Below are 17934 nucleotides of genomic sequence, written 5' to 3'. Positions count from 1 at the left end.
CCAGTCGGCGACGCGCTGCGAAAGGCCGGGCTTGTCAGCCACGATCACGCATGATCCTTCCCTGCTCGCGCTTCCAGTCGCGCTCCTTGATCGTCGCGCGCTTGTCGTGATCCTTCTTGCCCTTGGCCAGGGCCAGTTCCACCTTCGCGCGACCCTTTGAATTGAAATAGATCATCAGCGGCACCAGGGTCATGCCCTCGCGCGCCACCGCGCCGTGCATCTTGTTGATCTCGCGCTCGTGCAGCAGCAATTTGCGCGCACGCTTCGGTTCATGGTTGAAGCGGTTGCCATGGCTGAATTCCGGCACGTTGGAATTGATCAGCCAGACCTGCCCGTCCTTCACCTCGGCATAGCTTTCGGCGATCGACCCGGTGCCGCTGCGCAGCGACTTCACTTCGGTCCCGGTCAGCGCGATGCCTGCCTCGTACACGGTGTCGATGGCATAATCGAACCGCGCCCGCCGGTTCTCGGCGACGATCTTGGTTTTCTCGAAGACAGGGGGCTTGGGGCGGGACATGGGACGGGCGATGTAGGCGTTTGATCCAGAGAACGAAAGCCGGTTGGCACGGACCGAGTCGTATTTCCGTCACTTTGTTGCAGTGCGGGCAACAGAGCTGATGACCATGAGTCCCTGGCCCGCTCTCACCGGGGCGGATCGTTCGACCTCAATCGACGGATCCAGGTCGAGCCATTGCGAGCGAACGGGGTGGTCAGGTTCACCTCAGGCTTCGGAGACCATCCCTCCGGCGAGCGCCATACGAAGCTTTTATCCTCGATTCAACCTCTCCTCTCGTCGACTTAGCATACGCTCATGACCGTCCTCACGCCGCAAACCGCCACGACCAGGCAGCCCCATATTAGGTGGACCCTTTCGCTGTTATGCTCCCGCTCCTTCCCTGTTCCGCGCGACACCTTTCCCTGTTATCAACTATCAGGGAAAATCCAACTATCCTATTGATAGTACTGGCTAATATCTCCAACGAATCGCCTGAATCCAGGCCAGAAAAAAATCGCTTCCCTGTTCTTCGCTGTTCCGGGCCGATAACAGCGACGAGTCACGGCCGCCCGGACGGCGTCTCGACGGTGCCGCGCGGCGGATCATCCATCTGCCTGTCCGTGCGCCCTCACTTCCGCCCGAACAGCTTCTCGATATCGCCATGCGCCAGCTTCACCCAGGTCGGGCGGCCATGGTTGCACTGGCCCGAATGCGGCGTGATCTCCATCTCGCGCAGCAGCGCGTTCATCTCGGTGACCGAGAGGATGCGCCCTGCCCGCACCGATCCGTGGCAGGCCATGGTCGCCGCGACATGGTCGAGCCGCTCCTTCAGGCTGAGCGCTTCGTCGAACGCGGCCAGTTCGTCGGCGAGATCGGTGACCAGGCCGGTCACGTCGCTTTGCCCGAGCATCGCCGGAACGCTGCGCACCAGCATCGCGCGCGGGCCGAATCGCTCCAGATCGAGCCCGAATTCGGTCAGCTCGGCGGCGCGCGCTTCGAGGCGGTCGCAGGCCGGCTCGTCCAGCTCGATCACTTCGGGCAGCAGCAGCGCCTGGGCCACGACACCGCCATTGGCCATCGCCTTGCGCATCCGCTCGAGCACCAGCCGCTCATGCGCCGCATGCTGGTCGACCAGCACCAGCCCGTCCTCCGCCTCGGCGACGATATAGGTCTTGGCCACCTGCCCCCGCGCCACGCCGAGCGGGAAGGATATGGTCTCGGGTGGCGGCGCATAGGCCGGCTCGGCGCGTGCCATCGGCGGGGCGATGAAGCCCGGGCGGCGGTCGAATACGGCGTGCTGGCCGGAAGTTGGCCGACTGTCCCATTGCCGGTCTTCCCAGAGCTGCGGCGATGCGGGCGCCATCGGCTCTTGCTGCCACGCCGCCAGCGCCGTCTCGCTTGGCCGCTGCACGCTGCGATGCCCCGCTTCGTCGAGCGCGCGTTTCAGGCCGCTGACGATCATGCCGCGCACCATTGCCGGCTCGCGGAAACGCACCTCGGTCTTGGCCGGATGGACGTTCACATCGACCATGTCGGCCGGCACCTCGAGGAACAGGGCGACCACCGCATGCCGGTCGCGCGCGAGCAGCTCGGCATAGGCGCCGCGCACCGCGCCGACGAGCAGCCGGTCCTTCACCGGCCGGCCGTTGACGAACAGATATTGATGATCCGCCACGCCGCGGTTGAACGTCGGCAGCCCGGCGACCCCGCCCAGCTTCAACCCCTCGCGCTCGAGATCGATCGGCACGCCATTGTCGATCAGCGCCCGGTCAGTCAGCGCGGCGACCCGGTCGGGCAGGCTCTCGCCCGCCGGCACCGACAGCGAGCGGCGCCCGTCATGCTCCAGGCTGAAGGCGATATCCGGCCGCGCCATGGCGAGCCTGCGCACCACGTCCAGGTTCGCGGCATATTCGGAGCGCGCCGAGCGCAGGAACTTGCGCCGCGCCGGCACCCGCTCGAACAATGCCTCGACCCGCACGCGCGTGCCGGGAGGAATCGCGGCGGGCCCCTCCGATACCAGCACGCCATTGTCCACCGCGCGAGACCAGCCTTCGCTACCCCGCACCCTGCTCTCCAGCGTCAGGCGCGCGACGCTTGCGATCGAGGGCAACGCCTCGCCGCGAAATCCCAACGTCACGACGTTCTCGATGGCTTCGTCGGGCAGCTTGGAGGTCGCGTGCCGCTCCAGCGCGAGCGCCATGTCGGCGGGGCTCATGCCGCATCCGTCGTCCGTCACCTCGATCAGGTCGGTGCCGCCGCTGACGAGGCGAATCGCGATGCGGCGCGCGCCGGCATCGATGGCGTTTTCGATCAGCTCCTTCAACGCGCTGGCGGGGCGTTCCACCACTTCACCGGCGGCGATACGATTGACGAGATGTTCAGGCAGTCGGCGTATTGACATGGGTGTAGCTCTAGCCCAAGCGACGCCATCCCGCGACCCGCATCTACTCGGCAAACAGAGCGTGGAATTTCCCGCTCTGGCCGGGCCATAACAGGTGTTGGGAAGCGACAGTGCGAACTGCCGGACCGTATAGCGGCCGGCCTGGAACGGAACGATCAATGGGCTTCTTCTCGCGTTTCTTCAGACTCATGTCGCACGATATGGCGATCGACCTCGGAACGGCGAACACGGTGGTATATCTGCGCGGACGCGGCATCGTGCTGAACGAGCCGTCAGTCGTCGCGGTGGAGACGATCAACGGCGTCAAGCGCGTCAAGGCGGTCGGCGACGACGCCAAGCTGATGATGGGCAAGACCCCCGACAGCATTCAGGCGATCCGCCCGCTGCGCGACGGAGTCATCGCCGACATCGACGTCGCCGAGCAGATGATCAAGCATTTCATCCACAAGGTGCATGGCGGGCAGCGGCGCTTCATGCGCTGGCCGCAGATCGTGATCTGCGTGCCCTCGGGTTCCACCTCGGTCGAGCGCCGCGCGATCCGCGACGCCGCGTCGAACGCCGGCGCCTCGCAGGTGTGGCTGATCGAGGAGCCGATGGCAGCCGCGATCGGTGCCGACATGCCGGTCACCGAGCCGATCGGCTCGATGGTCGTCGATATCGGCGGCGGCACGACGGAAGTCGCGGTGCTCTCGCTGCGCGGCCTCGCCTACACCACTTCGGTCCGCGTCGGCGGCGACAAGATGGACGAGGCGATCGTCTCCTATGTCCGCCGCAACCACAACCTCCTGATCGGCGATTCGACCGCGGAGCGCATCAAGCAGGAAGTCGGCGTGGCAAAGCCGCCGCCCGACGGCATCGGCCTGACCATCCACGTCAAGGGCCGGGACCTGGTCAATGGCGTGCCCAAGGAAATCCAGATCAACCAGGGCCAGATCGCGGAAGCGCTCTCGGAACCGGTCGGTCAGATCGTCGAGGGCGTGCGCATCGCGCTGGAGAACACCGCGCCGGAGCTGGCGGCGGACATCGTCGACCAGGGCATCGTGCTCACCGGCGGCGGCGCGCTGCTCAAGGGCATCGACGAGGTGCTGCGCGACGAAACCGGCCTGCCCGTGACGATCGCGGACGATCCGTTGACCTGCGTTGCGCTCGGCACCGGCCGCGCGCTCGAGGACCCGATGTTCCGCGGTGTGCTGCACAGCGCCTGATCAGATGGTGAAGCGCCGGTGCCGATGGGCGCTCCGGACCTTCGATGAGGGGCAATATGGCGCCGTCTCGTAACCGGCCCGGTTTCTCGCGGCGGGCGCAGTACAGCCTGTTTCTGGGATATGTCCTGACCGCTGCGGGCGCGCTCGTCGCCGCGGCACTGCTGGCGTTCGCGACCTTCGATCCGGCCAGATTCGCGGCGTTTCGCGCGACCGTGGCGGAGGTGACGACTCCCGTCTCGTCGGGCACCGCGGCGATCGGGCGCGGCATTGCCTCGATACCGGCATCGGTGTCGGACTATATCGGCGTGCGCAAACAGAATGAGCAGCTCCGCAAGGAACTGGCCGATAACCGCGCCTTGCTGATGCGCGCGCGCACTTTGTCCTACGACAATCGCCGCCTGCAGGCGCTGCTTCGGCTGCGGGAGCGATCGGCCGATCCGGTGGTGGCGGCGCGTCTGGTTAGTTCCTCGGCCTCGAGCACACGCCGTTTCGCCGTGCTCAACGCCGGTTCCTGGCAGGGCGTTAAGGCCGGTCAGCCGGTACGCGGCCCGGAGGGCCTGATCGGTCGCATTCTCGAGACCGGGCCCAACACCGCGCGCATCCTGCTCCTGTCCGATCCGGAAAGCATCGTGCCGGTACGCCGGACGCGCGACGGCCTGCCCGCGCTCGCCGCCGGTCGCGGCGACGGATTGCTCGACATCCGCTCGGCGTCCGTCGCCAATGTCGGCTTCGAACCGGGCGACATCTTCGTGACCTCGGGCATCGGCGGGATCTACTCGCCCAATATCCCGGTCGCGCGCGTGCTGAAGCGTGCCCGGGATACGGCGCTGGCCCGGACCTTCGCGCATCCCGACACGCTCGATTTCGCGCTCGTCCAGCAGGCATTCCTGCCGGTCACTGTCCCAGCGGCCGCGCCGGCACCATGAGGCAGCCCAGCCGCGGCCCGTTCGACGCCGCGCCTCCGCCCGCGGCCGCACGGCTCCTGCCGCCGGTGTCAGTGCTGCTCGGCTCGCTGGCGACCACCTGGCCGTTCGTCGCGACCTTTCCGGTTCTGCCGCCGCTCGGCCTGATGATGCTGCTTGGCTGGCGGCTGAGCCGCCCGGATGTGTTCCGCATCTGGGCGCCCCTGCCGCTCGGCTTTTTCGACGATCTGGTCAGCGGCCAGCCGCTCGGCAACGCGATGCTGCTCTGGACCCTGTGCTTCTTCATGATCGACCTGATCGACCAGCGGCTGGTGTTCCGCGACTTCTGGCAGGACTGGCTGATCGCGACCGGGTCGATCGGTTTCTGCCTCATCGTGGGCCGGCTCGTCGCGTCTCCTATCGGCGCGCATGTCGATACCGTGCTATTACTCCAGATCGTGATCTCGACGATGCTCTTTCCTCTGGTTGCGCGATTCTGCGCCTGGCTTGATCGCAAGCGCGGGGCGGAATGAACCGGCCGACGCGCGTGATCACCGAGGCGACGCAGACCTACAGCTTCTCGCGCCGCGCGCTCGTGCTGGGCGCCGGCCAGGCAGCCGTGGGGCTGCTGCTCGCCGGCCGCATGAGCTGGCTCGCGGTTGCCGAGAACGAGCATTACAGCCTGTTGTCCGAGAGCAACCGGGTGAACATGACCCTGGTCCCGCCCCGGCGCGGCTGGATCGTCGACCGCAATGGCGTGCCGATCGCCAACAACCGCACCGATTTCCGCGTCGACATCATCCCGGACCGGCTCGAGGACAAGGAAAAGACGCTCGGGCTGCTCAGCCAGATCCTCAATCTTCCTCCCGAAGAGCTGGACCGGATCCGGACCGATCTGAAACATGCGGCGGGCTTCCAGCCGGTCCAGGTTTCCGAGAATCTCGATCTGGAAAAATTCTCGGCGATCAGCGTTCGTCTGCCGGAATTGCCCGGTGTCGCGCCGTCCCGAGGCTTTGCGCGCAGCTATCCTGCGGGGGCGGCGGTCGCGCACCTGACCGGCTATGTCGGCGCCGCCTCGGCGGAACAATATCAGAAGGTCAAGGACCCGCTGATGGTCACGCCCGGCTTCAAGCTGGGCAAGGACGGCCTGGAAAAGACGCTGGAGCAGGGCCTGCGCGGCAAGCCGGGCGCCAAGCGAGTCGAGGTAACGGCGCGCGGCAAGCTGGTGCGCGAACTGGCGACCAAGCCGGATGAACCCGGCACGACGGCGCGCCTGACGATCGATGCGGGCCTGCAGGAATATGCCGCGCGCCGCCTCGGCACCAATTCCGGCTCGGCGGTCGTGATTGATTGCCAGAATGGCGAGATTCTCGCGATGGTGTCGATGCCGGCCTATGACCCGAACAATTTTTCCGACGGGATCAGCCATCTGGAATGGAAGATGCTGTCCGAGGACGATCATGTTCCACTGATGAACAAGGTGCTGCAGGGGCTCTATCCGCCCGGCTCCACCGTCAAGCCGATGAACGCGCTGGCGCTGCTCGAGGCAGGTGTGCACCCCGACGACCGCGTGAGCTGTGGCGGCGCGTTGCGGGTGGGCAACGGCATTTTCCATTGCCACAAGCGCAGCGGCCATGGCGCGCTCGACATGAAACATGCCGTCATGCAGAGCTGCGACATCTATTTCTACGAGATGGCCCGCCGGCTCGGGTACGACAAGATCGCGCCGATCGCGCGGACCGTTGGCCTCGGACAGAAATTCGACCTGCCCTTTTCCACGCAGCGATATGGCACCATGCCCGATCCGGCGTGGAAGCTGCGCCGATACAAGCAGGCCTGGACGGTCGCGGATTCGCTCAATGCCTCGATCGGTCAGGGCTATGTCCTTGCCAATCCGCTGCAGCTGGCGGTGATGGCCTCGCGCATCGCCTCCGGCCGGGCGTTGATGCCGAGTATCCTCGCCAACCATGTTCATCACGGGGCCCAGCCCTTGCCCGTATCGCCCGACAATCTCGCACTCGTGCGAAACGCGATGTACGGCGTGGTCAACGAGGGCGGGACCGGCGGAGCATCCCGCATGCAGGTCCCCGGCGTTACCCTGGCCGCAAAAACCGGCACGGCCCAGGTTCGTCGCATCACGATGGCGGAGCGCAGTTCGGGCGTCCTGAAAAATGGCGCCCTGCCCTTCAAGCTGCGCGACCATGCATTGTTCGTGTGCTTCGCACCTGCGGACAACCCGCGCTACGCGGCTGCCGTGGTGCTTGAACATAATGGCCACATCATCCGCAACCTGGATACGCCACTGATCGGGCGGGACATCATGACCTATTTGTTCGACCGGGATCGCGCCCTGGCTGCTCTGACGGAGGTCGAACCGACCTGGGGCGGTGATATCAAGACCCGGATGGCAGCACAGGCGGCGGAGTATCGCGCCGCCGCCAACGCGCCGACCCCTATTGTCGCGGCACAAACGGAAATGAACGCTACCGCGCCGACGGATGCGCCCGCGGTGGAGGCCGCGACCAGTGCCGCCGATGCAAGCGCCGATGCCATCGCCAACGCGACCATGCGCGGTGACGGCATCGCTCAGACCGGCTCGACGGAGAGCGACCGGTGAGCGGCCTGAGCTTCGTTCCGGCGCCGCTCGCGCAGCTTCCGTGGAAGATCATCCTTTTGGTCCTGGCGATCGGCGTGTTCGGGTTGCTGGTGATGTATTCGGCCGCCGGGGGCAACCTGCGTCCCTGGGCGCTGATCCAGGGTATCCGTTTCTTCGTCTTTCTCGCCGGCGCCGTCGCATTGTCGCGCGTGCGCGAATCGGCCTGGCAGGCGCTGGCGATCCCGGCCTATGTGAGCCTGATCGTCATGCTCGTCCTTGTCGAGCTGATCGGCGCGGTGCGCGGCGGCGGGCAGCGCTGGCTGGACCTCGGCATCATCCGCCTGCAGCCGTCCGAGTTGATGAAAGTGTTCATCGTGCTCGCGACCGCGCGTTTCTATCACGCGCTGCCTCCCAACGAGACACGGCGCTTTTCAGCGATCTGGCCGGCGGCGGTATTGATCCTGATCCCGGCCGCTTTGGTCATGAAGCAACCAGATCTCGGCACCGCCCTCATGATCACCGTCGGCGGCGCGACGGTGATGTTCCTCGCCGGCGTGCCCCTGCGCCTGTTCATCGGCGGCGCGCTGGCGCTGGGCGCGGCGATCCCGCTCGCCGTGAACTTCGTTCTGCACGGCTATCAGCGCAACCGCATCCTCGTCTTCCTCGATCCGGAAAGCGATCCGCTGGGTATCGGCTATCATATCAGCCAGTCGAAGATCGCGATCGGATCCGGCGGCATCTTCGGCAAGGGTTTCCTCAATGGTACCCAGAGCCATCTCGATTATCTGCCTGAAGGTCATACCGATTTCGCGCTGGCGACAATGATGGAGGAATGGGGCCTGATCGGCGGGGTCCTGCTGATCGTCGCCTTCATGATCATCATTCAATGGGGCGTGTCGGTCGCCCTGCGCGCGCAGACTCGTTTCGGCCGGCTCTCCGCGGCGGGCATCGCCACCACGATCTTCTTCTATGTCGCCATCAACATGGCGATGGTGATGGGCCTGGCGCCGGTGGTGGGGGTTCCCCTGCCGCTGATCAGCTTCGGCGGATCGTCGCAGATGACCATCATGCTGTGCATCGGATTCCTGATGTCGATCGATCGCCAGAACCGCCAGACGGTGCGCTGGTAGCGAACCGGCAAAAAAAGGGTTTGCAACTCCGGCGACGGGTGCTAACGGGCGCCCTCCCCGATGCGGCGGCGCCTTCCAACGCGCCACTTTAGCTGCCCGGTATGGACGCATAGCTCAGTTGGTAGAGCAGCTGACTCTTAATCAGCGGGTCCTTGGTTCGAGCCCAAGTGCGTCCACCATTTTTTCAATGACTTAGCGGCATCTCGTCGCTGCGGCAAAACCGTCAGGTAGCAAATAGGTAGCTGAGCGATCCGGGCGAAGGGTAACACCCATAATTCTGCCTCAAGCGCTGCGCCATCCTAATCATGGTCTGTCCGTACGCGCCGTAATTTTCGCGGTTTTGGGTCTGCTCCGTTTGAGGCACATCGAGCTACGAGCAACTGCTATGTAGTTTACGAACCCTGCGGCTTTTCAGGCTTCACTCTGTCCATCAGGTCATCAAGCCAAGCGTTGTCCTGCTCTCGCTTCGGACTTACCGAATGCGCGATACCTGACAGGACGGAAAGGTGTCCGTCCTGCTTTGAGGCGATGCGATAGAGCTGCTCATACAGGGCTGCGCGTTGCCCGGCGGCTTTCTTAGCAATCCCTTCAATGACTACAGCAAGCGCCCATGTGCACACTACGATGGTCCCGCAGATCGCCAGTGTGTCAGGGCTCACTCCAGCTTCTCCACGGGCTGGCGACGCTCTTTGAGCGTGTACTCGGGCCAAGTGGTGCTATTCCAGCTGTCCATCTCGTGCCCACACACCTCGCAAATTGCCCTATCGGAATCTCTTATGGGGCTGTGCCCGTACGTGACTTCGTAAGTCGAGCCGCAACTATCACACGCCTTCATCTGGCTTCTCCGCAGGGCTATGCCTCGCCAAACTCCCTAGCCGCTCCTTGAAGGGCACTGGGACGTCGCCTGCCTCAAGGTCGCACGCAGCTTCCCTGACCTTGTCGGGTTGGCCTTTGGCGTCGGTCACCCTAGCAGCTCGCCTTGATCTGCTTCTGGTGACACAATTTTGAGATCGTATCGGCCGCATAGCTTATCCTCGCCTGCCCACTGATAAAGCGATAGCAGCGGAATTTTGGTTTTCTTGTCGTCGTTGTCCCGCGTATGAAACTCGGACACGTTGAGGATGGCGGCGGTTGCAAGGTGAATAGAATCCCCGAGATCCATGATCTTGCAGTAGCCTCCGCCCGCTGGGATTGGTCGAAAGTATCTATTCCTTATTTCGCGAGCTAATTTTAGTACGTTTGCGCTCAATTCCCAGTTGACCATGCGGACACCGTCGAATTGGCTGCGATAGGCATCTTCCTTGTCGGCATCTTCTAGCTTAAGCTTTTCAGGAATGACTTCTAAATCTGTTATAACCGACGTGACAATTACGTTCAGTTTGTTCTTATTATCATTCAATATATTTTGAACCATCTTTCTTTTTGTGGCCGACACTGGCTCCTGATTCAAATACTCATAGAACATGCAGGAGTCCCAATAGTATCTAGGTATCGAATCAGCCATTTATCCACGCAGAATATTCGGGTTCATTTTTCGGGTATCCCCTAAAGAGGCCTTCAAGGTCAACCATGTGAACTTTGGCGGCTTCTATCGGATCAATCGACTCCATCTTAACTTTGGATGGGAAGGGGCTGTCAGCGGTGTAGGTTAGTAATCCGGACACCCGGACCGCCTTGAATACGTGCTTACCCATTTCGTCGCGCATGTTCTCTGGGAACTGGCATTCAATTTGGCTCGGTCCAATCGCTGGAACTAAGACGAACGTCCTGTCTCCTTGAACGTCATCGATCGCTTGCAGATTGCCAGTCACTGACCCTTGAGACACGCCAACAAACCAATCCGGCTCCGCTTGCGTGGATCGCCTTTGTGCAGCCAACGTCATCGCGTTGAGCGCAAATGCATCATTGAATTCTACCGGATCCGCAAAGCCGTTGATCCAAAATCGCCTATAAGCCTCCTCTGCCGGGGCCTTCGCTAAACTCGCAATCATATCTGCGGTTTCGGCATCCACACGGGGATCCACCGGCCTACTGGCGGCTACATTCTCTAGTTGGTCCAAAGTCCATTGAAACGCCGGCAGCGGATCGTAAGAAACGACCGAGGGGACCGGCTTGAGGCTTATGATGGTCGGGTTGCGCTTTTGCGTGTCTGTCACTTCAAAAACGGTTTTGCGCTTCGCAACGTCGAGAAATTGGCGCTCCATTCTAGCAAGAACGGAAAGGAGCTTGCCTACCTTTTCGATCCATGCGTGCGCCAACACGTTGCCACGATGCCCTTCGTGGCCCTCCATGTAGATCGCAAAGTCCTTCAAAGGATCAGCCAACAGTCAGGTCTCCCTCATAGATTCTATGCCAACCACGAGGCGCCGCAAAGCCAATTCTTCCTTTAGGGTTTGATCCGCCAGCGTCCTCGGTTTTGCTTGTTGCCCCCGGATGCTGGACCCGCTCCGCTCACCAGCTGACGTTTAGGGGACGCGCTTCCCAACTATGCCTTGGGCCTTGGACGGCACGCCCCCCTTGCGAACCCAGCCAGGTAGCGTTGCACCTTCTTCTTCGCGCAATGCTAGAGCGTGCCTTCATCCCGCGCTTTTCACATGGGCAGCTGCGCGAGTTGTCATGTTGTCGCCCCTGCGAGCAGCGTCTGGCTAGCGACAGACTACCCGCGTCGGAGCGTAAGCGGTACCGGCTCGGGATATTCGCGATCGTTGTTCCAATAGCGCTTTCCACCAGCTTCCGTGTAACAACGCACGAAAATTCCGCCCTCATCGACTTCTGCGACAAAGCGCCCCCGACTGCCGACCGCATTGACCCGCTCAAGGCTCGCCAGAAGCGCCTTCTTCTCTTTCCATTCAAGGCTGAGAGCAACGAAATGCCTTTCGCCGATCTTTAGGTCGGCAAGGTATCCGAGCTTCGTATGTGAGCCGACCTTGACCCTAGTCGCCAAAATATCGTTGCTCCGACGCTCTAGCCGATATGCCTTGCCCTCCTTTAGATAGAGGAAGGAAACCTGCCTGACGCGATCTTCGAACAGGTCGAGATCGGTATTAGCTGGCGGACTTAATGCCAAGCTCTCTCCAAGTTGGAGTTCATATAGGCGCTGTAAATAGGCTGGTCGGCCCCTCGTCATTGTCGCAGCTCCTCACTGAGGCGGCAGTCCGCCTTACAGCTTCATAGTTTCCTGAAACACTATATATTTATTTTTTTTCTTACAGTTAGTGGGGCCAAATTCATGATTATATATAGTGTATCAGGAAACACCCATTCTCTAAGGCGGACAAGGATCGCCCCGATGGGGCGGCTGGATGTGTTACGCCTTATACTTCACGCACGTCCCGCAGCACCACAACCTGTGATCGGCAACTTTAGGCAACTCGCTTGATCCATAGCGTCCCGTCGGCACGGTGCTCGACATCGAAGCGGCCCAGCCCATTGGCTCTGAGGTAGGCGGCACTGTTCTCCGCACGAGAAACGTCCCGATCAGTCGGCTCCGGATGCCACAGGATCGAACAATTCGGTTCCAGTTGCTTCCATTGAGACAACTTGTAGGTCGGGCCTGCCGGGAGTCGGCGGTAGCAAATGAAGCGCCCCGCAACGTGACGGGCCATCCAAGCACCTCCAGAGCTCGGCTTGCCATGGGGATTTGGGAAGCGAGGCAGGTCATCTTCCAAATCGCGGATCGAAGGAAAGACGATCCAATGCGCCTGCCATTGTGAAGGCGGTTCTTCGCACGGCCAGAGCCGAAAGCCCGGTACGACGTCGAAAACGTTCATGCCATCCGACCACGGCGACAAGACAGGACGAGCCGCCATCACTCCGGTCCTCCGATATTTGCAAACCGATTGAGGTCGGAAAAAGTGTAGCGCACGGCGCCGCCAATCTTTTTGAAATCCGGACCGCGCTGCGCCCAGCGCCAACGGTCGAGCGTCCGAGGAGACAGCTTTAGGTAAGCAGCCGCTTCGACGTTCGTGAGGAGGGGTGATTCTGCCATTATTGCTTCCTATGCGAGAGTGGAAGCAGCGCATTAGGGCCACATTTTAGGTGTTGGCCACAAGAAAAATCACCACCACGTCCAACCACGCGCATTTAGGATGCGAATGTCTCTAGGATAGCGTTCGGACAACTCGCGCAATGCGATCTATACGGATACGGATCGGTGTCCGTTAAGATCGGGAGGCGTATTTGACCTTCCCTGTCTCACCGCATTTCGGGCAGGTCGGACAAAGAATGTCTAGGACACTACCTCCAACGTGGAATCCTTCAACGGTATGCGTCCCCCCACTAAAGCCCTCTAAGCTATATTCTTCATACATTCTGCTAAAAGGCTGATCGTTCTCTTTCAAAAGCTCGTTGCCTGTGTGTCCGCATTCACAGACAATCGGAGTTCGTGTCCGGCTAGTCATAACGCCTCCCTGTTTCGCGCGAGCATAGAGGAACGGGGCTGCGGATTCGATGGCGAATCGTCCAAGAGATAAGCACCTGTGTAGGCGCATCGTGCCGTTGTGCCCCGAGAACTATTGTGCGAGTCCATGCGTGCGTCGCGGTCAGTCCCGCACGTGGGGCTTCAGAACCCCGACGATCACGTAGCCGGTCGAGCTTCTCGGCCGGGTGGCCGTCGCGTATGTCCAAGGCTTGCCTAAAGGCGGCGGCGCTTGGTGCTACGTGCCGAGTTCTGAACGCCCGGCTCAGGCCGGGCGATGCCCCCAACAATGGGGAGCAACGATTGATGATCCAAAGTGTGAAAAGAATGGCACTTGTCGCAGCATCGTTCAGCTTTGCAGCTCCGGCTTTCGCCGCGACCACGTATCTAAAATGCCATTACACGAATGCTCAAGGCGAGCAGGTAGTTGCCGATCTTGCATTGAACGAAGAGAGGCGAGAGGCTGATATTTGGTTTCACAACACTAACGCCGGTTCGCAATGGCGAGCTGACTTTTCGCAAAAGACGGTAACCATTCGAATGGATATGCAGAACTTCATCTTCGTTGATCGGACTAGCTTGAAATTTACGAGGGTGTTTCTTCAAGCAGGTGCGGACAGGATTTACGAGCGAGGTTTTTGCAAGAAGACACTCGCACCGAAGAGGGCTTTTTAAGTTCCAGAACGAGGGTTGGGTTATACCTGATCGACCCGGGGCGCATTTAAGCCGAGCTTGTAAGGCGCATCAGCTCCGCGCCGATCGCATCGGCGGCGGTTCGCACGGGGTCCTGTGCAAGGTGCGCATAGCGGCTGGTCGTTGCCGCCTGCGTATGCCCGAGCAAGCGGCCGAGCATATGCAGCGACATACCCATTCCCGCGCCGATGCTGGCGAAGGTATGGCGAAGGTCGTGAATACGAACGTCATCCAACCCTGCCAGCGCCCGGAGCGCCCGCCACGGCTTTTGCAAGTTTACCAGCGGCGCACCCTTGCGCTGCCCCGCAATGACGTAGGTATCATCGCGGCCTATCGCTTTCAGCTCGGCTAGGACGGATACGGCCGCATCGCCAAGCGAAACCAGCAGCGCACCGTTCTTTGTGTCAGGCAGGCGCAACACCTTGGCGTCGAGGTCGACCCACGCCCATTTCAACCCCAGCACCTCGTTCAAGCGCCGCCCGGTCAGCATCAAAAGCTTCAAGGCAGCAATCGCGGCTGGCGACGCCTTGGCGGCGGCGGCATCGGAGTTCAGCACCTGCCATAGCCGGGCAACCTCAGCACTGGTCAGGTAGCGTTCCCGCTTTTCCTCCCGGTATCGATCAATGTTCTTCGCAGGATTGGAGCTATCCGGGCGTAAGCCCCAACGCTCGGCAAGGCTGAACATCTTGCTCGCCATAGCGAGCATCCGGTTGGCCTCATACGGCGTGGCGCGAAGGGCATGGTGAAGCCCCGCAATGTCGGCACGGGTGACGGATGCGACCTTCTTCGCGCCCAGTGCTGGCAGGACATGGGTATCGATCAAGCGCCGGTCGTTGCGGATGGAACTGTCCTTCTTCCGGGTTTCCGCGTGTTCTGCCATGTACCGGCCGCACAGGTCCCGCACGGTCGGCGCAGCGCGGTCCTGTGTCCTAGCCTGTGATGGGTCCCTGCCTTGCGCCACCTCTGCCAGCCAGCGGCGAGCAATGTCCCGCGCTGCCTCGGGCCGCATTGGTCCATGCACTCCGATCGCAGGGCGACGCTGCTGCCCCTCCTTAGTTCGGTAGTAGAGGAAGTAGGAACGCTTGCCCTTTGGCGTGACCTTGCAGCCGAACCCGGCGAGTTCACTGTCCCACACGATCACGTCAGTCGCACCGGGCTTTATCGCTTCCACGCTCCGAACCGTCAGCTTTGCCTTCATGCTACCCTACTCCGCTCAAGTAGCATGTAGGTAGCAGGTTGCAGCGAATCACGGCAATGCCTAGCGTAGACAACCACCATAGATTCCAGGCTATTACATGACGTTAGAGACGTTCAGCGTAGCGTAGCGCAATCCAGCAAACGGCTGGTTCCGAGACTCTTAATCAGCGGGTCCTTGGTTCGAGCCCAAGTGCGTCCACCATTTTTGTTCGGCAATTCGATCGCTTCGGTTCATCCGTTCGCGCTAAACGGGCACCACCGTCGTATATTTCGTCAGCGACAGCGCGAAATGCGACGATGCCCCGCCGACTGACGGATGATCGAGCAGCGTGCGCATGAGGAAATGCTCATAGTCGGCGACATCGGCCACGACGACGCGCAGCAGATAATCCCATTCTCCCGACATCGAGAAACACTCCATGATCTCGGGCCGGGAGCGGACGAAATCCTCGAACCGGACGATGCTGTCGCGCGCATGGCTCTTCATCCGCACGTCGCACAGCACGTTGACGCCGCGCCCGACCTTTTCGGCATCGACCAGACGCACCGTCGCGGTCAGTACTCCTGCCGCCTCGAGCGCCTTGATCCGGCGCCAGCAGGACGCGGTGGAACTGCCGACCCGCGCCGCAAGCTCGGCGCTGCTGAGCGATGCGTCGGCCTGCAGCTCGCAAACGATCCGTTTGTCGATCGCATCCATCATGACATTTTGTTTCAGAAATAACCCCAAGCTGATCGCGATCGATCAATAATCCGCTGAAACCACCCCATTTTGGAAAGCATGCCCGCGCTTCCCGTGCAAGATATCCATCATGGAAAATCTTCAGGCAAGACATCCCGACGGCGCCGCTCCCGACTGGACCATCCCGCAGGACTGGCACCGCTATACGCCGGCCGAGCATGCGATGTGGGACAGGCTGTTCGAACGCCAGGCCAGGCTCCTGCCCGGCCGCGTCGCCCCCGAGTTCATCGACGGGCTTGATGTACTGCGCATGTCGAAACCCGGCATTCCCGACTTCGCCGAATTGTCCGACCGGCTGATGCGGGCGACCGGCTGGCAGGTCGTCGCGGTGCCCGGCCTGATCCCCGACGACGTCTTCTTCGATCACCTGGCGAACCGCCGTTTCGTCTCTGGAAACTTCATCCGCACGCCCGAGCAATGCGACTATCTGCAGGAACCCGACATCTTCCATGACGTGTTCGGCCATGTGCCGCTGCTCGCCAATCCGGTCTTTGCCGACTACATGCAGGCTTACGGCCAGGGCGGCCAGCGCGCGGCCGGGCTCGGCGTCATCGCCAACCTGTCGCGGCTCTATTGGTACACGGTCGAGTTCGGCCTGATCCGCAACGGCGACGATCTCAACATCTACGGTGCCGGGATCGTCTCCTCTCATGGCGAGACCCGGTTCGCGCTCGACGATCCCTCGCCGAACCGGCTCGGCTTCGATCTGACGCGCGTGATGCGCACGAAATACCGGATCGACGACTATCAGCAGACCTATTTCGTCATCGACAGCTTCGAGGATCTGCTGCGGCAGACGCTCGATACCGATTTCGGCCCGGTTTATGCCGCCTTGGCCGGCCAGCCCGACATCGAGATCGAAACGATCCTGCCCGACGATCGCGTGATAACCCGCGGAACCCAGGCCTATGCGCGCGGCAAGCAGGTGGCGGCATGACCGCCCAGCCCGCCCTCGCGGTGATCGAAGGACAGGCCGCGCTGTTCGACCCGCTGCGGCCGCAGCCAGCCGATGCGCTGCTCGCCCTGATCGGCGTGCACCGCGCCGATCCACGCCCCGACAAGATCGATCTCGGCGTGGGTGTGTACCGCGACGCGGCCGGCGCCACGCCGGTCCTGCGCGCGGTCAAGGCGGCTGAAGCCGCGCTGGTGCGTGATCAGCCGACCAAGGCCTATATCGGCCCGGAAGGTGACGCCCGCTTCACCGAGTTGCTCGCCCCGATCGTCTTCGGCCCCGCCATGGCGGCGTCGGACCGGCTGACCGGCGTTCAGACTCCGGGCGGAACCGGTGCGCTGCGGCTCGGCGCCGATCTGCTCCACCGCGCGGGCATGACCGGCCGGGTCTGGATCGGTACGCCGACCTGGCCCAACCACGCCCCGATCTTCGAGGCGGCCGGCCTGACGGTCGCGGCGCACACCTATTACGACAGTGCCACCTCGACGCTCGATTTCGCGGCGATGATGGCCGATCTCAAGCTTGCGGTGCGCGGCGATGTGGTGCTGCTGCACGGTTGCTGCCACAACCCCACCGGCACCGGCTTCTCGATCGCCGAATGGCGCGCACTGGCCGAGGATTTCTCGGCACGCGGCATCCTCCCGTTCGTCGACCTGGCCTATCAGGGGCTGGGCGATGGCCTTGAGGAAGACGCCGCCGGCATGCGCATCCTGCTCGAGGCCGTGCCGGAAGCGTTGATCGCCTATAGCTGCGACAAGAATTTCGGCCTCTATCGCGAACGGGTGGGCGCGCTGTGGGCCCTTTCGGCAGGCGCCGCGTCAGTTCCCGCGGTTCGCGGCAACCTGCTCGTACTGGCCCGCAGCCTCTGGTCGATGCCGCCGGATCACGGCGCGGCCGTGGTGCGCCTCATCCTCGAAAATCCGGGGCTGACCGGGCTGTGGCGCACCGAGCTGGAGGAGATGCGCGTCCGTGTCGGCAGCTTGCGGACCGCGCTGGCCGAGGCCGAGCCGCGTCTTGCCGCGATCGCCGCGCAGCGTGGCCTGTTCGCCATCCTGCCGATCGACCCGGCCGCGGTTGCGGCGCTGCGCGCGGATCACGGCATCTACATGGCCGGTTCCGGCCGGATCAATGTGGCCGGGCTGCACCTGGACAGCATCGACCGGTTCGCCGCCGCTCTTGCCCCCTATCTGCCGGCGTAGGCCAGGA

General features: G+C 62.4%; 18 protein-coding genes and 1 tRNA gene. 9 read left to right on the top strand and 10 right to left on the bottom strand.

Annotated elements, in window-relative coordinates:
* Positions 1–34: 34 nt before the first annotated feature.
* Entirely contained in the window at positions 35–517 is a 483-nt protein-coding gene (gene smpB, locus AC1DX5_RS03705) for an SsrA-binding protein SmpB (RefSeq protein WP_372854156.1), read from the bottom strand.
* 607 nt (positions 518–1124) lie between these two features.
* Entirely contained in the window at positions 1125–2897 is a 1773-nt protein-coding gene (mutL, locus tag AC1DX5_RS03700) for a DNA mismatch repair endonuclease MutL (RefSeq protein WP_478014241.1), read from the bottom strand.
* Between the two features lie 158 nt (positions 2898–3055).
* Here mutL and AC1DX5_RS03695 point away from each other — a divergent pair, with 158 nt between their 5' ends.
* The 6 genes from AC1DX5_RS03695 to AC1DX5_RS03670 all read left to right on the top strand — a co-directional run bounded on the left by AC1DX5_RS03695 (position 3056) and on the right by AC1DX5_RS03670 (position 8909).
* Positions 3056–4102: a rod shape-determining protein gene (locus AC1DX5_RS03695; protein WP_465173339.1), complete on the top strand. Its 1047-nt coding sequence runs from the start codon at positions 3056–3058 to the stop codon at positions 4100–4102.
* A 56-nt stretch (positions 4103–4158) separates the two neighbouring features.
* Positions 4159–5028 carry a rod shape-determining protein MreC gene (mreC, locus tag AC1DX5_RS03690; protein ID WP_478014239.1) on the top strand — a complete coding sequence of 290 codons (870 nt, stop codon included), beginning with the start codon at positions 4159–4161 and terminating at the stop codon, positions 5026–5028.
* On the top strand, positions 5025–5537 hold the full coding sequence (mreD, locus tag AC1DX5_RS03685; protein ID WP_465173337.1) for a rod shape-determining protein MreD: 513 nt from the start codon (positions 5025–5027) through the stop codon (positions 5535–5537). Before mreC ends, mreD begins: the two co-directional genes overlap by 4 nt.
* The gene (gene mrdA, locus AC1DX5_RS03680) at positions 5534–7621 is read left to right on the top strand and encodes a penicillin-binding protein 2 (protein ID WP_478014238.1); all 2088 of its coding nucleotides are present in this window, start codon (positions 5534–5536) and stop codon (positions 7619–7621) included. The genes mreD and mrdA overlap by 4 nt, the downstream gene beginning before the upstream one ends.
* A complete protein-coding gene (rodA, locus tag AC1DX5_RS03675) occupies positions 7618–8730 on the top strand; it encodes a rod shape-determining protein RodA (protein WP_465173335.1) in 1113 nt (370 codons plus the stop codon). The genes mrdA and rodA overlap by 4 nt, the downstream gene beginning before the upstream one ends.
* A gap of 103 nt (positions 8731–8833) precedes the next feature.
* Positions 8834–8909 (top strand) — tRNA-Lys (locus AC1DX5_RS03670).
* A 213-nt stretch (positions 8910–9122) separates the two neighbouring features.
* Here AC1DX5_RS03670 and AC1DX5_RS03665 read toward each other — a convergent pair.
* From AC1DX5_RS03665 to AC1DX5_RS03640, 6 genes are all read right to left on the bottom strand, one after another.
* Positions 9123–9389, bottom strand: coding sequence for a hypothetical protein (locus AC1DX5_RS03665; RefSeq protein ID WP_478014237.1), 267 nt, complete (start codon positions 9387–9389; stop codon positions 9123–9125).
* 302 nt (positions 9390–9691) lie between these two features.
* Positions 9692–10234, bottom strand: coding sequence for a type II toxin-antitoxin system VapC family toxin (locus tag AC1DX5_RS03660; protein WP_478014236.1), 543 nt, complete (start codon positions 10232–10234; stop codon positions 9692–9694).
* Positions 10227–11054, bottom strand: coding sequence for a hypothetical protein (locus AC1DX5_RS03655; protein ID WP_478014234.1), 828 nt, complete (start codon positions 11052–11054; stop codon positions 10227–10229). The genes AC1DX5_RS03660 and AC1DX5_RS03655 overlap by 8 nt, the downstream gene beginning before the upstream one ends.
* Positions 11055–11386: 332 nt before the next feature.
* Positions 11387–11797 (bottom strand): hypothetical protein, encoded by a 411-nt coding sequence (locus AC1DX5_RS03650; RefSeq protein ID WP_478014233.1) that lies wholly within the window; start codon positions 11795–11797, stop codon positions 11387–11389.
* 295 nt (positions 11798–12092) lie between these two features.
* A complete protein-coding gene (locus AC1DX5_RS03645; RefSeq protein ID WP_478014231.1) occupies positions 12093–12500 on the bottom strand; it encodes a hypothetical protein in 408 nt (135 codons plus the stop codon).
* 38 nt (positions 12501–12538) lie between these two features.
* Positions 12539–12718 (bottom strand): helix-turn-helix domain-containing protein, encoded by a 180-nt coding sequence (locus tag AC1DX5_RS03640; RefSeq protein WP_478014229.1) that lies wholly within the window; start codon positions 12716–12718, stop codon positions 12539–12541.
* A gap of 735 nt (positions 12719–13453) precedes the next feature.
* Between AC1DX5_RS03640 and AC1DX5_RS03635 the strand changes: the two genes are divergently transcribed.
* Complete coding sequence (locus tag AC1DX5_RS03635; RefSeq protein ID WP_478014228.1) at positions 13454–13822, top strand: hypothetical protein; 369 nt, start codon at positions 13454–13456, stop codon at positions 13820–13822.
* 46 nt (positions 13823–13868) lie between these two features.
* On the opposite strand, the gene AC1DX5_RS03630 is transcribed toward AC1DX5_RS03635, so the two are convergent.
* Positions 13869–15038, bottom strand: a complete 1170-nt coding sequence (locus AC1DX5_RS03630) for a tyrosine-type recombinase/integrase (protein ID WP_478014226.1) — start codon at positions 15036–15038, stop codon at positions 13869–13871.
* 243 nt (positions 15039–15281) lie between these two features.
* Positions 15282–15734, bottom strand: a complete 453-nt coding sequence (locus AC1DX5_RS03625) for an Lrp/AsnC family transcriptional regulator (protein WP_478014346.1) — start codon at positions 15732–15734, stop codon at positions 15282–15284.
* A gap of 112 nt (positions 15735–15846) precedes the next feature.
* On the opposite strand from AC1DX5_RS03625, the gene phhA reads away from it, so the two are divergent.
* Together phhA and AC1DX5_RS03615 are read left to right on the top strand one after the other, a co-directional pair.
* Entirely contained in the window at positions 15847–16713 is an 867-nt protein-coding gene (gene phhA, locus AC1DX5_RS03620; protein WP_465173334.1) for a phenylalanine 4-monooxygenase, read from the top strand.
* A complete protein-coding gene (locus tag AC1DX5_RS03615; RefSeq protein WP_465173333.1) occupies positions 16710–17927 on the top strand; it encodes an amino acid aminotransferase in 1218 nt (405 codons plus the stop codon). Before phhA ends, AC1DX5_RS03615 begins: the two co-directional genes overlap by 4 nt.
* Positions 17928–17934: the final 7 nt, after the last annotated feature.

The organism is Sphingomonas sp. P2_B6 (assembly GCF_056404755.1).
The sequence above is the reverse complement of the archived record's forward strand: the minus strand, read 5'-3'. Positions and strand labels throughout refer to the sequence as shown.

Bases quoted from the DNA above. Each gene is read 5' to 3' on its own strand.
- AC1DX5_RS03625 (WP_478014346.1), bottom strand. From the start codon at position 15,734: ATGGATGCGATCGACAAACGGATCGTTTGCGAGCTGCAGGCCGACGCA.
- phhA (WP_465173334.1), top strand. From the start codon at position 15,847: ATGGAAAATCTTCAGGCAAGACATCCCGACGGCGCCGCTCCCGACTGG.
- AC1DX5_RS03695 (WP_465173339.1), top strand. From the start codon at position 3,056: ATGGGCTTCTTCTCGCGTTTCTTCAGACTCATGTCGCACGATATGGCG.
- AC1DX5_RS03640 (WP_478014229.1), bottom strand. From the start codon at position 12,718: ATGGCAGAATCACCCCTCCTCACGAACGTCGAAGCGGCTGCTTACCTA.
- AC1DX5_RS03615 (WP_465173333.1), top strand. From the start codon at position 16,710: ATGACCGCCCAGCCCGCCCTCGCGGTGATCGAAGGACAGGCCGCGCTG.
- mreD (WP_465173337.1), top strand. From the start codon at position 5,025: ATGAGGCAGCCCAGCCGCGGCCCGTTCGACGCCGCGCCTCCGCCCGCG.
- mreC (WP_478014239.1), top strand. From the start codon at position 4,159: ATGGCGCCGTCTCGTAACCGGCCCGGTTTCTCGCGGCGGGCGCAGTAC.
- AC1DX5_RS03635 (WP_478014228.1), top strand. From the start codon at position 13,454: ATGATCCAAAGTGTGAAAAGAATGGCACTTGTCGCAGCATCGTTCAGC.
- AC1DX5_RS03645 (WP_478014231.1), bottom strand. From the start codon at position 12,500: ATGAACGTTTTCGACGTCGTACCGGGCTTTCGGCTCTGGCCGTGCGAA.
- smpB (WP_372854156.1), bottom strand. From the start codon at position 517: ATGTCCCGCCCCAAGCCCCCTGTCTTCGAGAAAACCAAGATCGTCGCC.
- mrdA (WP_478014238.1), top strand. From the start codon at position 5,534: ATGAACCGGCCGACGCGCGTGATCACCGAGGCGACGCAGACCTACAGC.
- AC1DX5_RS03660 (WP_478014236.1), bottom strand. From the start codon at position 10,234: ATGGCTGATTCGATACCTAGATACTATTGGGACTCCTGCATGTTCTAT.
- mutL (WP_478014241.1), bottom strand. From the start codon at position 2,897: ATGTCAATACGCCGACTGCCTGAACATCTCGTCAATCGTATCGCCGCC.
- AC1DX5_RS03630 (WP_478014226.1), bottom strand. From the start codon at position 15,038: ATGAAGGCAAAGCTGACGGTTCGGAGCGTGGAAGCGATAAAGCCCGGT.